This window comes from Streptomyces sp. (assembly GCF_036566765.1).
In the GTDB taxonomy this organism is placed as follows: Bacteria; Actinomycetota; Actinomycetes; order Streptomycetales; family Streptomycetaceae; genus Streptomyces.
Window position 1 is genome coordinate 1 of record NZ_DATCVQ010000274.1, and the last position, 12,896, is coordinate 12,896.

General features: G+C 73.0%; 11 protein-coding genes and 2 pseudogenes. 6 read left to right on the forward strand and 7 right to left on the reverse strand.

Translation table 11 applies throughout. From position 1 onward, the window contains the following. A pseudogene (locus VIU94_RS15315) lies at positions 1 to 196 on the forward strand (glycoside hydrolase); the annotation flags it as partial. Between the two features lie 3 nt (positions 197 to 199). Here VIU94_RS15315 and VIU94_RS15320 read toward each other — a convergent pair. From VIU94_RS15320 to VIU94_RS15340, 5 genes are read right to left on the reverse strand one after another with little or no spacing between them, the layout of a single operon-like run. Continuing rightward, on the reverse strand, positions 200 to 1,444 hold the full coding sequence (locus VIU94_RS15320) for a styrene monooxygenase/indole monooxygenase family protein (protein ID WP_331911735.1): 1,245 nt from the start codon (positions 1,442 to 1,444) through the stop codon (positions 200 to 202). A 59-nt stretch (positions 1,445 to 1,503) separates the two neighbouring features. Continuing rightward, positions 1,504 to 2,181, reverse strand: coding sequence for a GTP-binding protein (locus tag VIU94_RS15325; RefSeq protein ID WP_414720957.1), 678 nt, complete (start codon positions 2,179 to 2,181; stop codon positions 1,504 to 1,506). Further along, the gene (locus VIU94_RS15330) at positions 2,162 to 2,578 is read right to left on the reverse strand and encodes a DUF742 domain-containing protein (RefSeq protein ID WP_331911737.1); all 417 of its coding nucleotides are present in this window, start codon (positions 2,576 to 2,578) and stop codon (positions 2,162 to 2,164) included. Before VIU94_RS15330 ends, VIU94_RS15325 begins: the two co-directional genes overlap by 20 nt. After that, positions 2,575 to 3,057, reverse strand: a complete 483-nt coding sequence (locus VIU94_RS15335) for a roadblock/LC7 domain-containing protein (protein WP_331911739.1) — start codon at positions 3,055 to 3,057, stop codon at positions 2,575 to 2,577. The genes VIU94_RS15330 and VIU94_RS15335 overlap by 4 nt, the downstream gene beginning before the upstream one ends. Next, positions 3,054 to 5,951 carry a nitrate- and nitrite sensing domain-containing protein gene (locus VIU94_RS15340; protein ID WP_331911741.1) on the reverse strand — a complete coding sequence of 966 codons (2,898 nt, stop codon included), beginning with the start codon at positions 5,949 to 5,951 and terminating at the stop codon, positions 3,054 to 3,056. The genes VIU94_RS15335 and VIU94_RS15340 overlap by 4 nt, the downstream gene beginning before the upstream one ends. A 353-nt stretch (positions 5,952 to 6,304) precedes the next feature. On the opposite strand from VIU94_RS15340, the gene VIU94_RS15345 reads away from it, so the two are divergent. After that, a complete protein-coding gene (locus VIU94_RS15345; protein WP_331911743.1) occupies positions 6,305 to 7,087 on the forward strand; it encodes a hypothetical protein in 783 nt (260 codons plus the stop codon). A gap of 18 nt (positions 7,088 to 7,105) precedes the next feature. Here the strand turns inward: VIU94_RS15345 and VIU94_RS15350 are convergent, their stop codons facing one another. Next, positions 7,106 to 7,591, reverse strand: a complete 486-nt coding sequence (locus tag VIU94_RS15350) for a MarR family winged helix-turn-helix transcriptional regulator (RefSeq protein WP_331911745.1) — start codon at positions 7,589 to 7,591, stop codon at positions 7,106 to 7,108. 210 nt (positions 7,592 to 7,801) lie between these two features. On the opposite strand from VIU94_RS15350, the gene VIU94_RS15355 reads away from it, so the two are divergent. Next, positions 7,802 to 8,644 (forward strand): lysozyme, encoded by an 843-nt coding sequence (locus VIU94_RS15355; protein ID WP_331911747.1) that lies wholly within the window; start codon positions 7,802 to 7,804, stop codon positions 8,642 to 8,644. 108 nt (positions 8,645 to 8,752) lie between these two features. On the opposite strand, the gene lon is transcribed toward VIU94_RS15355, so the two are convergent. Further along, a complete protein-coding gene (lon, locus tag VIU94_RS15360) occupies positions 8,753 to 11,164 on the reverse strand; it encodes an endopeptidase La (protein ID WP_331911749.1) in 2,412 nt (803 codons plus the stop codon). 192 nt (positions 11,165 to 11,356) lie between these two features. On the opposite strand from lon, the gene VIU94_RS15365 reads away from it, so the two are divergent. The 3 genes and pseudogenes from VIU94_RS15365 to VIU94_RS15375 all read left to right on the forward strand — a co-directional run. After that, positions 11,357 to 11,938, forward strand: coding sequence for a hypothetical protein (locus tag VIU94_RS15365; protein WP_331911751.1), 582 nt, complete (start codon positions 11,357 to 11,359; stop codon positions 11,936 to 11,938). Positions 11,939 to 11,971: 33 nt separating this feature from the next. Then, a complete protein-coding gene (locus tag VIU94_RS15370) occupies positions 11,972 to 12,550 on the forward strand; it encodes an RNA polymerase sigma factor (RefSeq protein WP_331911753.1) in 579 nt (192 codons plus the stop codon). Next, a pseudogene (locus tag VIU94_RS15375) lies at positions 12,547 to 12,896 on the forward strand (hypothetical protein); the annotation flags it as partial. The gene VIU94_RS15370 and the pseudogene VIU94_RS15375, both read left to right, overlap by 4 nt.

Consider the following 12,896-nt stretch of genomic DNA (forward strand, 5'->3'; position numbering starts at 1 on the left):
CTACCTCGGCGAGGGGATGGTCGTGCAGGCCCCGCGCCCGGGCGGCAAGGTCAAGGTCTCGCCGATCGCGGCGAATCCGCTGCTCGGCGCGGTCCGCCCGGACCCGGCCGGGGCCCCGCTCCCCTCGTACACGCCGCCCGAGCTCCCGGAGGGGGCCACGGACGGCGCGGACGAGGGGTTCGACCAGGAGGGGTGAGCGTCAGGCCTGGGCCGCGCCCGCGACCGACTCCAGGTACGCACCGGTCTTCGCCGGGTCGTAGAAGTAGTTCTCGAAGTCCGCCGGGTCGTTGAACCCGTTGGCGAAGCGGTCGGCGACCGGCTGGAGCTGGCCGGCCGCGCCGATCAGGTTGAGCACGTGCTCCGGCGGGACGCCCAGCATGGCGTTCGTCCACTTGGTGACGTGCTGCGCGGTGTCCCAGTACCGGTCGAACGTGGACTGCATCCACTCCTCGTCGAACGGCTTCTCGCCCTGCTCGACGATGGACGCGAGATACGAGGCGGCGCACTTGGACGCCGAGTTGGAGCCCTGGCCGGTGATCGGGTCGTTGGCGACGACCACGTCCGCGACGCCGAGCGCCAGGCCGCCGCCGGGCAGCCGGCCGATCGGGTTGCGCACGGTCGGGGCGTAGCGGCCGGCCAGCGTGGCGTTGGCGTCGGTCAGCTCGACCTTGGTGGCCCGCGCGTACTCCCAGGGCGTGAACTTCTCCATCAGCTCCAGCGTGAGCGACAGGTGCTCCGCGGGGTCCTTGACGCCCTTGAACGCGTCGAGCGGGCCGCCGGGTATGCCCTCCCAGAAGAGGATGTCGGCGCGGCCCGAGGTGGTGAGGGTCGGCATCACGAACAGCTCGCCGACGCCGGGCACCAGGTTGCAGCGGACCGCTTCGAAGTCTGGGTGCTCGGGGCGCGGCCCGAGGCCGTGCACATACGCGACGGCCAGCGCGCGCTGCGGCTCGCTGTACGGGGAGCGCTCGGCGTCCCGGCCGAACATGGAGACCAGCTCGCCCTTGCCGGCCGAGACGAGGACCAGGTCGTACGTGCGGGCGAAGTAGTCCAGGTCGGAGACGGCCGCGCCGTGGATGACGAGCTGTCCGCCGCGCTGGGCGAAGGTCTCCATCCAGCCGGCCATCTTCACGCGCTGGTCGACGGACTGGGCGTAGCCGTCGAGCTTCCCGACCCAGTCGATCACGCGCTCCGACTCGGGGCCTGCGACGGAGACGCCGAGGCCCTCGATCCGCGGGGCCTGGTCCTGCCAGAAGTTGATGCCGAGGTCGCGCTCGTGCTGCAGCGCGGTGTCGAACATGCACTGCGTGGACATGACCCGGCCGGACCGGATCTCGTCCGCCGTGCGGTTGGACATGAGGGTGACCTCGTAGCCCTGCGACTGGAGGCCGAGGGCGAGCTGGAGACCGGACTGACCGGCTCCGACGATGAGTATCTTCCGCATGGCGGAGGCTCCTAGGGGGGTGATGCGTGCGTCGTGTTCGGGGGGCGGCGGTGCGGCGGCTATGCGGGGGTGACTTCGAGCGCGTGCCCGACCATCGCGAGCAGCGTCTCGACGACGCTGTACCGCTTTCGCGCGTCCATGATCACCACAGGTACGTGCGGCGGGACGGTCAGGGCCTCCCGGACGTCCTCGGGCTCGAACAGCTCGGTCCCCTCGAAGTGGTTGACCGCGACGATGTACGGCAGCCCGCAGCTCTCGAAGTAGTCGAGGGCGGGGAAGCAGTCGGTGAGCCGGCGGGTGTCGGCGAGCACGACCGCTCCGATCGCGCCGCGCACCAGGTCGTCCCACATGAACCAGAACCGCTGCTGGCCGGGCGTGCCGAAGACGTACAGCACGAGGTCCTCGTCCAGCGTGAGCCGGCCGAAGTCCATGGCGACGGTCGTGGTGGTCTTGGCGGGCGTGGCGGTGAGGTCGTCGGTCTCCTCGCTCGCCTGGGTCATCAGCGCTTCGGTCTGCAGCGGCTCGATCTCGGAGACGGACCGGACGAAGGTCGTCTTGCCGACGCCGAAGCCGCCCGCGACCACGATCTTCGTGGCTATCGGGGCGCGGGTGTGGTCCAGCTGCCAATCCTGGGCGCCGTCCTCGGACTGCGGCATCGGATCGGACGGCGCGTCGGGCTGTGCGGGGATTCCGGAGAGGACCGGAGTTGCGGGGACGTCAGAGACGACGGAGTCCACTCAGCACCCTTTCGAGGAGCGCGCGGTCGGGCTGGCCGGTGCCGTGACCGGTCCCGTACACACGGATCTTTCCCTGGTCGGCCAAGTCGCTGAGCAGCACTCGGACGACGCCCAATGGCATCTTGAGGAGGGCCGAGATCTCCGCGACGGTGCGCATCCGGCGGCAGATCTCGACTATGGCCCGCAGCTCCGGCATGAGCCGTGCGCCGATCCCGCCGTTGGTCAGCTCCTTGCGCGGCTCGGGGGCTTCGAGCGCGGCGACGAAGGTCTCCACCAGCAGGACGTGGCCGAAGCGGGTGCGGCCGCCGGTGAGCGAGTACGGGCGGACCCGCGCCGGGCGGTGCCCCTCCCCTCGCACCGGCAGCTTCCGGGGGTACGGGACGGACGCGGACGTCACTGGGTGCTCTCCATCGATTTGCGCAGCTCGCTGCGGAGTTCGGGGGTGAGGACGTGTCCGGCCCGGCCGACGAAGAGCGCCATGTGGTACGCGACGACGCTCATGTCGCAGTCGGGGGCGGCGTGCACGCCGAGCAGCGAGCCGTCGCTGATCGACATGACGAAGACGCTGCCCTCCTCCATGGCCACCATGGTCTGCTTGACGCCGCCGCCCTCCATCAGACGCGCCGCGCCGATGGTGAGGCTGGCGATGCCGGAGACGATGGTGGCGAGGTCGGCGCTGGAGCCGCGCGGTCCGCCGGTGTGGACGGGCTTGACCGGCGCGGCGGTCAGGGCCGGGTCGGAGGAGAGCAGCAGCAGGCCGTCGGAGGAGACGACGGCGACGGAACGCAGCCCTGGCACCTCCTCGACGAGGTTGCCGAGCAGCCACTGCAGATTGCGGGCCTCCGTGCTCAGTCCGAATGTTCCGGTCGCAGTCAACTGCGTGCCTCCTCGACTGTGTCCCCCGCCGACTCCTCTGTGCCTGCTTCGGTACGTGCCTCGGTACGCGCGTCGTCGCGCGCCCCGATCCCTGCCTCGGTCCCCACCGCGTGCTCCGCTTCCAGCTCCGCCTCGACGTCGCGGCGGCCCGCCTTGGCGCCCTGGTGGAAGCCGCCGAGCCGGGCGCGCAGCGCCTCGGCGTCGAGGCCGCCCTGGCGCGGCGCGGGCACGTCGGTCTGCGCGACGATCCGCGGGGTCCGCTTGGGCAGCCCCTTGTCGGTGATCCGCGGGCCGTCCGCCTCGCCCTCGGCCGGCTCGCCCGCGCGCTCGTGAGCGTCGGGGCCGATGGCGTACGGGTTGGGCGCGGACGCCTGCTCGGGTACGTGGACGGGGTCCGGCTCGGGCTCGTACGCGGCCTCGGGCTGCGGCTCCAGCTCCGGGGTGCGTACGGGGTCGGGGGCGTCCTCGGACTCGGTCTCGGCCTCCGGCATGAGCGGGAGGCGGACCTCGAGCGTGGTCTCGGCGGACGACTCGGGGGTCTCGGGGGTCTCGGGCTCGACGGCCTCGGGCTCGACTGCCTCGGGCTCCGGCTCCCCGCCGTCCTCAAGCCCCGCCGCCTCGACGGCCTCCTCGGCCGCCGCGATCAGCGGGTCGCGGGTGCGCTCCGGCAGGGTGTTGGAGTTGGCCTCGGCCACCGAGCCGGGGAGGTTGAGCGAGGGGGCCGGGCCGCCGGCGACCGGGACCTTCGGCGGGGCGGCGGTCGGCGGGGCCTCGGGCAGCAGGGGCATCGGCAGCACGACCACGGCCGCGACCCCGCCCGACTTCTGCTCCCGCAGCTGGACGCGGACGCCGAGGCGCGCGGCGAGCAGGGCGGTCACCCGGATGCCCAGGCCCTCGCCCTCCAGGTCGGCGTCGGCGTCCGCCGGGTCGGGGTCGGCGAGGCGGGCGTTGAGCTCGGTGAGCCGGCCCTCGGTCATGCCGATGCCCTCGTCCTGCACCGAGAGCATGACCTCGCCGCTCTCCAGGAGCCAGCCGGAGAGTTGGACCTGGGCGTCCGGCGGGGAGAACGAGGTCGCGTTCTCCAGGAGTTCGGCGACCAGGTGGCTCAGGTCGTCCGCGGCGAACCCGGCGATCTGTGCGTGCGGCGGCAGGGACTGGATGGCGACCCGCTCGTACCGCTCGATCTCGCTGACCGCCGCGCGCAGCACGTCGACCAGTGGCACCGCGCCGGGGTGGCCGTGGATGTGCTCGTGCCCGGCGAGGACGAGGAGGTTCTCGCTGTGCCGGCGCATGACGGTGGCCATGTGGTCGAGCTTGAAGAGGGTGGCGAGCCGGTCCGGGTCCTGCTCGCGCTCCTCCAGCTTCTCGATGACGCCGAGCTGGCGCTCGACGAGGCCGAGAGTGCGCAGCGAGAGGTTGACGAAGGTGTGCCGGACGGTGTGCCGGAGCTGCTCCAGCTCGCCGGTGAGCCGGGCGGTCTGCTCCTGGAGCTGCGCGCGCTGGGCGGTGAGCTCGGCGGCCAGCGCCTCGCGGGCCCCGGCCAGGTCGGCGCGGTCCCCGTCGAGCTGCTCGACCCGTCCGGCCAGACCGGCGAGGCGCTCCTGCAGCGTGTTGAGGGACCGTACGACCTGGGCGAACTCGTCGTTGCGGCCGGTGTAGCGGAGAAGTTCCTCGCTCTGCGGCTCGGGCGCGGCGGCGAGCCGGGCGGCCCCGATGCGCAGCACGGCGAGGGGCTGGGTGAGGGTGCGGGCGACGGCGGCGGAGACGCCGATGGCGACGAGCAGGCAGCCGCCGAGGAAGCCGATGCTCATCTCGAGCGCGGTGAGCTCGTCGTCCCGGACCGTTTCGAGCCGCTCGACCTGCGCGGTGGCGAAGGCGGACTCGACGCCGCGGAGCTGCTCGATGCGGGCGGAGAGCGCGGCGTCGAGGCGGGCCGGGTCGGTGCGGAGCTCGGTCCGGCTCAGCTCGGGCTCGTCGGTGAGCTTGGCCAGCAGGGCCTCGGCCTGCTTGACCTCGGGGCCGGTGACGTTGGTGGTGAGGGAGTCGCGCCCCTCGGGGGAGGCGGCCTGGTCGAAGTCGGCCAGCGCGGTGAGCTCGCGGACCCGGGCCTGCTGGGCGGCGGCGCCGAGGGCGGTGCGGGCGCGCTCGGCCTCGGCGGTGTCCTCGTTCTCGTCCTGGACCATCGTGCCGGTGATCGGGTCGTAGTGCGAGCCGCCGTCCTTGGGCTCGGGCACGGCGAGCGTGGCGAGCAGCAGCGCGCGGGTGGCGGAGGCCTGTTCGACGGCGCGGCCGAGTGCGGCGGGGGCCCGGGTGGCCTCGGCGACGGCCGGCGGCGTGCGCTCGGCGAGCTGGTCGGCGAGCGCCTGGAGCTTGGCGATGACGTCCGTGTACGCCTTGAAGGTCTCCAGGGCGGTGCCCTTGCCGGTGAGGGCGGCGCGGCGTACGGAGGGGACGGTGGCGAGGTCGCGGCGCAGGTCGGCGGGGGCCTCGGCGCGGAACTCGTCGATCTGGCGGTCGACGCGGGCGGCGCGGGCCGGGGTGATCTTCCGCTTCTTCTTGGCGGGGCCGCTCTGTTCGTCGCGTCCGGCGGCGACGTAGGCGACGACCTCGTCGCGCTCGTCGGCGAGGGAGTGGGCGAGGGTGACGGCCTGCCGGTCGAGTGCGGCGAGGTCGACGAGCTGCTGGGCGTCCTTGAGTTCGCCGGAGGCGGCGAGGATCGCGGGTGCGCCGGCCGCGAGCACGGTCAGGGAGACGAGGGCGACTCCGCCGACGAGGCGGCTGCGGACGCGGACCGGACGCCGAGCGCCCTTGCCCGGGGCCTGCGGATCACCGGGGGTCTCCTCGCGCGTGCCGTTCTTGCTCCCAGGCCGCTTCTTCTGCACCGGTGCTCGCATTCTTGACTCGTCCGCCCATGAAGCAGAGGTGACGACCGGTCACACAGCAGAGCGCCCCCACCCCTGGTACGGCTTCCGACCATTCCAGTGCGTTTGGGAAGGAGGCGCGCATCGGCCACTCCGCCACCCGAACGAGTGAACAACACTCCCGAGTTGCCGAACAACTCCCGAGGAAGCGAATGGGGGTGCCTTTCGGAGGGTCGGTTGGATCTTCCGGGCAGGCTTTGGCAGGATGCCCACCCGCAGCTTCCCGGACGTTCCGCTTCCGCCCCGTTCCGACTTCTCCGGAGCCTGGTTCAGGCCAATTTCGGCGTTCGGGAGGTGCTGTGAAGGTCTCATGCAGACTGGAGATCATGCGAACCGATCTGGCCACTCTGCCCGGCAGCCCCGAACGCCCCAACGAGGACTGGGCGGCCGCCGGTCTACCCGCGTCCGGCGCGGGCGGCGTGATGGTGCTCCTCGACGGGGTGACGCCACCGGCCGGAGATGACGGTTGTGTGCACACCGTGCCCTGGTTCACCGCGCGACTCGGGGGCGCTCTGACCGAACTGTCCGGTTCACGGCGGGACATGACGCTGACCGAGATCCTGTCGTCGGCCATCGAGCGCACCGCAAACGCCCACCGCGACACGTGTGACCTTTCTCACGTTCGTACGCCGCAGGCGACGGTGGTGCTGGCCCGCTGGGACGAGGCCGTGGTCGAGCACCTGGTCCTCTCGGACTCGGTGCTGCTCCTGGAGTCGCCGACGGGGGCGGTGCGCGCGGTCCTGGACGACCGGCTCGACCGGATCCCGCGCGAGATCCTGCGCTCCCTGGAGGCGACGGACCGGCTGCGCAACCGGGAGGGCGGCTTCTTCACGGCGGCCGCGGACCCGGCGGTGGCGGAGCGGGCGGTCACGGGCACGACGCCGCGCGGGGAGGTCCGCGCGCTGGCGGCGCTCACGGACGGCGCGGCGCGCTGGGTGGAGCTGTTCGAGGCGGGCACCTGGGCCGACTGCCTCGCCCTGCTCGCGAAGGAGGGCCCGCACGGCCTGCTGGACCGGGTACGAGCGAGGGAGAGCGCCGACGCGACGGCCGGCGGCTTCCGCCGCTGGAAGCTCCACGACGACGCGACGGCGGCGTACGCGGAGTTGTAGTCCCGGCGCGTCCTCCCGTCAGGCACTCTCCGCGCGGGTGTTCAGCTGGTGCAGCAGTCGGGCCAGTTCGGCGACCTCGCCGCGGTCCCAGTCGGCGAGCTTGCGCACGTACCGCTCGCGCCGCGCGTCCCGGACGCTGCGGAAGCGGGCCCGGCCCTCGTCGGTGAGCCGGGCGAGCCAGGCCCGGCCGTCGGCGGGGTCGGGGTCGCGGACGATCAGCCCGAGGTCGTCCAGGGCCCGGAGCTGACGGCTCATCGTGGCCTTGCCGACGCCGAAGTACCCGGCGAGTTCGGTGGCGCGCTGCGGGCCGGCCTCGTCGAGCCGGACGAGCAGTCCGTACGCGGCGGGCTCCAGCTCCGGGTGGACCTCGCGGGCCATCTCCCCGGAGGAAGCGCGGGCACGGCGCAGGAACACGGACAATTCCCTTTCGAGGGCCAGGAATTCCTGGTCCACACCATTCCTGGCCGTGGGATCGACTTCACTCCCCGTACCGCTTCCGTGCACGTCAGCACCCCTCCCGCGCTTTCCGATCGGTGAAAGTTTCCTTCAGCGGCGGACATCGCCGCAGCTCCTCCAGTATTTCGCAGGCGTAGACCATCGGCAGCACCCGTGCCCTCTTCCGTCGGCGGGTCTACGTGCGTAGCGTCCTAACTGACATGTCCACACCCAGTGCATGTCGGCAGGTCCCCCCACCGAGCCTTTCGGAGGCACGCAATGCCCGTGCTCAGATCCGGAAAGTCCCTCCCCCTCACCCGCACCAGACGCCCCGCCGTGATCACCGCCTTATTAGCGGCGCTGGCCCTCGTCCTGACGCTGCCCGGCGCGGCGAGCGCCGCCCAGGTACCCGACCGCGGCACCGCCTACATGGGCATGGGTGTCCTCAAGCACGACGGCCGGGGCGGCAAGCCCGGCGGCATCTCGGTCCAGGCCGTCCAGACCGAAGGCGTGGACGTCTCCAGCCACCAGGGGAACGTCGCCTGGCAGACCCTGTGGAACAGCGGGGTCAGGTGGGCCTACGTCAAGGCGACGGAAGGCACGTACTACAAGAACACGTACTTCGCGCAGCAGTACAACGGCTCGTACAACGTCGGCATGATCCGCGGCTCGTACCACTTCGCGACCCCCGACACGACGTCGGGCGCGACGCAGGCGGACTACTTCGTGAACAACGGCGGCGGCTGGTCGCGCGACGGCCGGACGCTCCCCGGCGCGCTGGACATCGAGTGGAACCCGTACGGCGCGACCTGCTACGGCAAGACGCAGTCCGGGATGGTGACCTGGATCCGCGACTTCGTGAACCGGTACAAGTACCGGACGGGGCGCGACCCGGTGATCTACACGGCGACGAGCTGGTGGAAGCAGTGCACCGGCAACTACGGCGGCTTCGCGTCCACCAACCCGCTGTGGGTCGCGCGCTACGCCTCCACGGTCGGCGAACTCCCCGCCGGCTGGGGCTACTACACGATGTGGCAGTACACCTCGTCCGGCCCGACGGTCGGCGACCACAACCACTTCAACGGCGACTACTCCCGCGTGCAGGCGCTGGCGAACGGCTGACCCTCCGGCAGCCGGTCCCGCCCGCCCGCCGAGGCGAGCGAGCATGCGACGGCCTCCCCGGTGCGCGGCGGCGCACCAGGGAGGCCGTTCTCGTGCTTTCCGCAGGGCCTACGCGGCGACGCCCACCGCGACCTCGGCCGGGGACAGGGCGATCTCCAGGACCTGGCGGACGTCCGTGACCGGGTGGACCTCCAGCTTCTCCAGGATCTCCGCCGGGACGTCGTCCAGGTCGGCCTCGTTGCGCTTGGGGATCACGACGGTCGTGATGCCCGCGCGGTGGGCCGCTAGGAGCTTCTGCTTCAGACCGCCGATCGGCAGCACGCGGCCGGTCAGCGAGACCTCGCCGGTCATCGCCACGTCCGTGCGGACCAGGCGGCCGGAGAGCAGCGAGGCCAGCGCCGTCGTCATGGTGATGCCGGCGCTCGGGCCGTCCTTCGGGACCGCGCCCGCCGGGAAGTGGATGTGTGCGCCCCGCTCCTTCAGGCCGGTGACGGGCAGCTCCAGTTCCGCGCCGTGCGAGCGGAGGAAGGAGAGCGCGATCTGCGCGGACTCCTTCATCACGTCGCCGAGCTGACCGGTCAGGGTCAGACCCGCCGCGCCCGTCTCCGGGTCGGCCAGCGAGGCCTCGACGAACAGGACGTCGCCGCCCGCGCCGGTCACCGCGAGTCCGGTCGCGACGCCGGGCACGGCGGTGCGGCGCTCGGCCGGGTCCTGGGCGGACTCGGGCACGTGGTGCGGACGCCCGATCAGCGCGCGCAGATCCTCCGGGGTGACCGTGAACGGCAGCTCCCGGTCACCGAGTTCGTGCTGCGCCGCGACCTTCCGCAGCAGCCGCGCGATGGACCGCTCCAGATTGCGGACGCCCGCCTCGCGGGTGTACTCGCCGGCCAGCCGGCGCAGCGACGCGTCCTCCAGGACGACCTCGCCCGCCTGCAGACCCGCGCGCTCCAGCTGCCGGGGCAGCAGGTGGTCGCGGGCGATGACGACCTTCTCGTCCTCGGTGTAGCCGTCGAGCCGCACCAGCTCCATGCGGTCGAGCAGCGCCTCCGGGATGGCCTCCAGGACGTTGGCGGTGGCCAGGAAGACCACGTCGCTCAGGTCGAGTTCGACCTCCAGGTAGTGGTCGCGGAACGTGTGGTTCTGCGCCGGGTCGAGGACTTCGAGCAGCGCCGCCGCCGGGTCGCCGCGGTAGTCGGAGCCGACCTTGTCGATCTCGTCGAGCAGGACCACCGGGTTCATCGACCCGGCCTCCTTGATCGCCCGCACGATCCGGCCGGGCAGCGCGCCGACGTAGGTACGCCGGTGGCCGCGGATCTCCGCCTCGTCCCGTACGCCGCCGAGCGCGACGCGGACGAACTTGCGCCCCATCGCGTGCGCGACGGACTCGCCGAGCGAGGTCTTGCCGACGCCGGGCGGGCCGACGAGGGCCAGGACGGCGCCGCCGCGGCGGCCGCCGACGACCCCGAGCCCCCGCTCGGAGCGGCGCTTGCGCACCGCCAGGTACTCGGTGATGCGCTCCTTCACGTCCTCCAGGCCCGCGTGCTCGGCGTCCAGGATCGCCTTCGCGCCCTGGATGTCGTACGCGTCCTCGGTGCGCTCGTTCCACGGCAGTTCGAGCACCGTGTCGAGCCAGGTGCGGATCCAGGAGCCCTCCGGGGACTGGTCGCTGGACCGCTCCAGCTTCTCGACCTCCTTGAGCGCGGCCTCCCGCACCTTCTCCGGCAGGTCGGCGGCCTCGACACGGGTGCGGTAGTCGTCGGACTCGTCGGCTGCATCCTTGGCGGACTCGCCGTTGAGCTCGCGCAGCTCCTTGCGCACGGCGTCCAGCTGACGCCGCAGCAGGAACTCGCGCTGCTGCTTGTCGACGCCCTCCTGGACGTCCTTCGCGATGGTCTCGGCCACGTCCTGCTCGGCCAGGTGCTCGCGCAGCTGCGCGGTGGCCAGCTTCAGCCGGGCGACCGGGTCGGCGGTCTCCAGGAGCTCGACCTTCTGCTCCACGGTGAGGAAGGGCGAGTAGCCGGAGTTGTCGGCGAGCGCGGAGACCCCGTCGATCTGCTGGACGCGGTCCACGACCTGCCAGGCGCCGCGCTTCTTCAGCCAGCTGGTGGCGAGGGCCTTGTACTCCTTGACCAGCTCGGCCACGGCGCCGGGCAGCGGGTCGGGCACGGTCTCGTCGACCGTGGCGCCCTCCACCCAGAGCGCGCCGCCGGGACCGGTCGTCCCCGCGCCGATGCGGACCCGGCCGCGGCCGCGGATCAGCGCGCCGGGGTCGCCGTCGGACAGCCGTCCCACCTGCTCGACCGTCCCGAGCACACCGGTGGCGGCGTAGGTGCCGTCGATCCGGGGCACGAGCAGCACCTGCGGTTTGCGGCTCCCCGAGCGCGCGGCGGCCTGCGCGGCCTCGACCGCGGCCCGCACGTCGGGATCGGACAGGTCCAGGGGCACCACCATTCCGGGCAGCACGACCTCGTCGTCGAGCGGCAGCACAGGGAGAGTGAGCGGTGTGGACGTCGATGCCATGATCTTCCCTCCGGCAGTCAAGTTGAGCTATGCCGACTCAATGCACGTGAGCGGGGGATTGTTCCCCGGATGCTGTTCGCTGTGAGCGATCCCATGCGGGGCCTGGTCAGCGGCCAGATCAGCGGCACTGCACGACACCCTGATCGAACGGATCGGCTGCGCGGAGGAGGAGGGACCGGGCATGCTCGGCGCATGAGAGGCGTACGGGGCCCGGGTCCGGGCCGGGGTCGGGGACGTACGGGCACGGCGGTCGCGGTGGCGGTCGCGCTGGCGGGGCTGCTCGCCGCGTGCGGTCCGCAGCCCCCGCTGCCCCCGGACGCGACGGGCACGCGCACGGCCGACGCGACCGCACCGGTCTCCGGGGGCACGCGCGCACCCGGGGCGACCTCACCGGTCGCCACCCCGCCGAAGGACGAGCCGCGCGCCGACGAGGTCCTGATCGAGGTGAACGTCAGCGGCGGCCTGGCGGGCGTCGCCAATCAGTTGCTCGTGTACGGCGACGGCCGCTACACCGTGCGCCAGGGCGTCACGTCGCCGCGCACGCGAAAGGGGCGGATGAAACCCGCCGAACTGGCGGAGCTGCGGGCCGCGCTGGAGTCGCCGGCGTACGCCGCCGTACCCGCCCGCGTCGAGGGCGGCGTCGTGCACGACGGGTTCCAGTACGTCGTCTCGCACGACCATCGTGTCGTCGTCGCGGGCGACGGGGGCCGTCCGGCAGCCCTGGACCGGGTGTTCGCCGCGCTCCCCGAGGGCGGTCCTCCGACGTCCCGGTGAACCGGCGGGCTGCCGGGGAGCGATAGAGAGGGCGTGAGACTGTTGCGCCCCGCAGGGGAAGACGAGCACGACGACGCGGCGCTGCTGCGCGCGGTCGCCGGGAGGGACTCCGAGGCGCTGGCCGCGCTGTACGACCGGCACGCCGGCTGGCTGCACGCCCGGCTCACCCGGCGCTGCGCCGACCCGGAGACGGTGGGCGAGGTCCTGCAGGACACGTTCATGACCGTGTGGCGCTCGGCCGGTTCGCACCGGGGCGGCGGGGACGCGGGCGGCTGGCTGTGGGTGATCGCGGCCCGCCGGCTGGTGGACGCGCGCCGCGCCGAGTCCCGTACGGAGCGGGCGGCCGCGCTCCCTGAGCCGGTCGCGCTCGCGCCGTCGGCGGAGGACCGGGTGCTCGCGGGTCTGGAGTACGGCGACGTGGGCGCCGCGCTCGACCGGATCTCGCCGGAGCTGCGAGAAGTGCTGCGGGCGACGGTGGTGGACGGGCTGACCACCCGTGAGGCCGCCCAGCTCCTCGGCATACCGGAGGGCACGGTCAAGACGCGCGCCCTCCGCGCCCGCCGCGCCCTGCGCACGGCCCTCGCCACGACGCCCCTGGGAGGCACGGCATGACCACCCCCTGGCACGTGCCCGCCGCCCTGGCCGCCCGCTACGCCGCGGCCGCCGCCACGGACCTGGAGGCCTGGTCCGTGGAGAAGCACGTCGAGTCCTGCACGCGGTGCGCAGCCCACGTCTCGGCCGCGGTCCGCGCGACCGAGGCCGCCGAACCGCTCGCATCCCTCCGCGCCGCCCTCCTCGCGAACGTCCGGGAGGACGCCCGCGAGGCCGGGGCGACGGCGCGCGAGACGCGTCCCCTCGGCCCCGGTCGCCCGCCGAGGCCCGTCGCGCCCGCGCGCGAACCGGGGACCGTCCCCGGACACCGGGTACGGCCCGCGGCGGCGGACGCCGCTGCCCACCG

What these genes read in the sequence shown, in the direction of transcription:
- VIU94_RS15320 (WP_331911735.1), bottom strand. Translation starts at nt 1,444, where the DNA reads ATGCGGAAGATACTCATCGTCGGAGCCGGTCAGTCCGGTCTCCAGCTC.
- VIU94_RS15340 (WP_331911741.1), bottom strand. Translation starts at nt 5,951, where the DNA reads ATGCGAGCACCGGTGCAGAAGAAGCGGCCTGGGAGCAAGAACGGCACG.
- VIU94_RS15345 (WP_331911743.1), top strand. Translation starts at nt 6,305, where the DNA reads ATGCGAACCGATCTGGCCACTCTGCCCGGCAGCCCCGAACGCCCCAAC.
- VIU94_RS15355 (WP_331911747.1), top strand. Translation starts at nt 7,802, where the DNA reads ATGCCCGTGCTCAGATCCGGAAAGTCCCTCCCCCTCACCCGCACCAGA.
- lon (WP_331911749.1), bottom strand. Translation starts at nt 11,164, where the DNA reads ATGGCATCGACGTCCACACCGCTCACTCTCCCTGTGCTGCCGCTCGAC.
- VIU94_RS15365 (WP_331911751.1), top strand. Translation starts at nt 11,357, where the DNA reads ATGAGAGGCGTACGGGGCCCGGGTCCGGGCCGGGGTCGGGGACGTACG.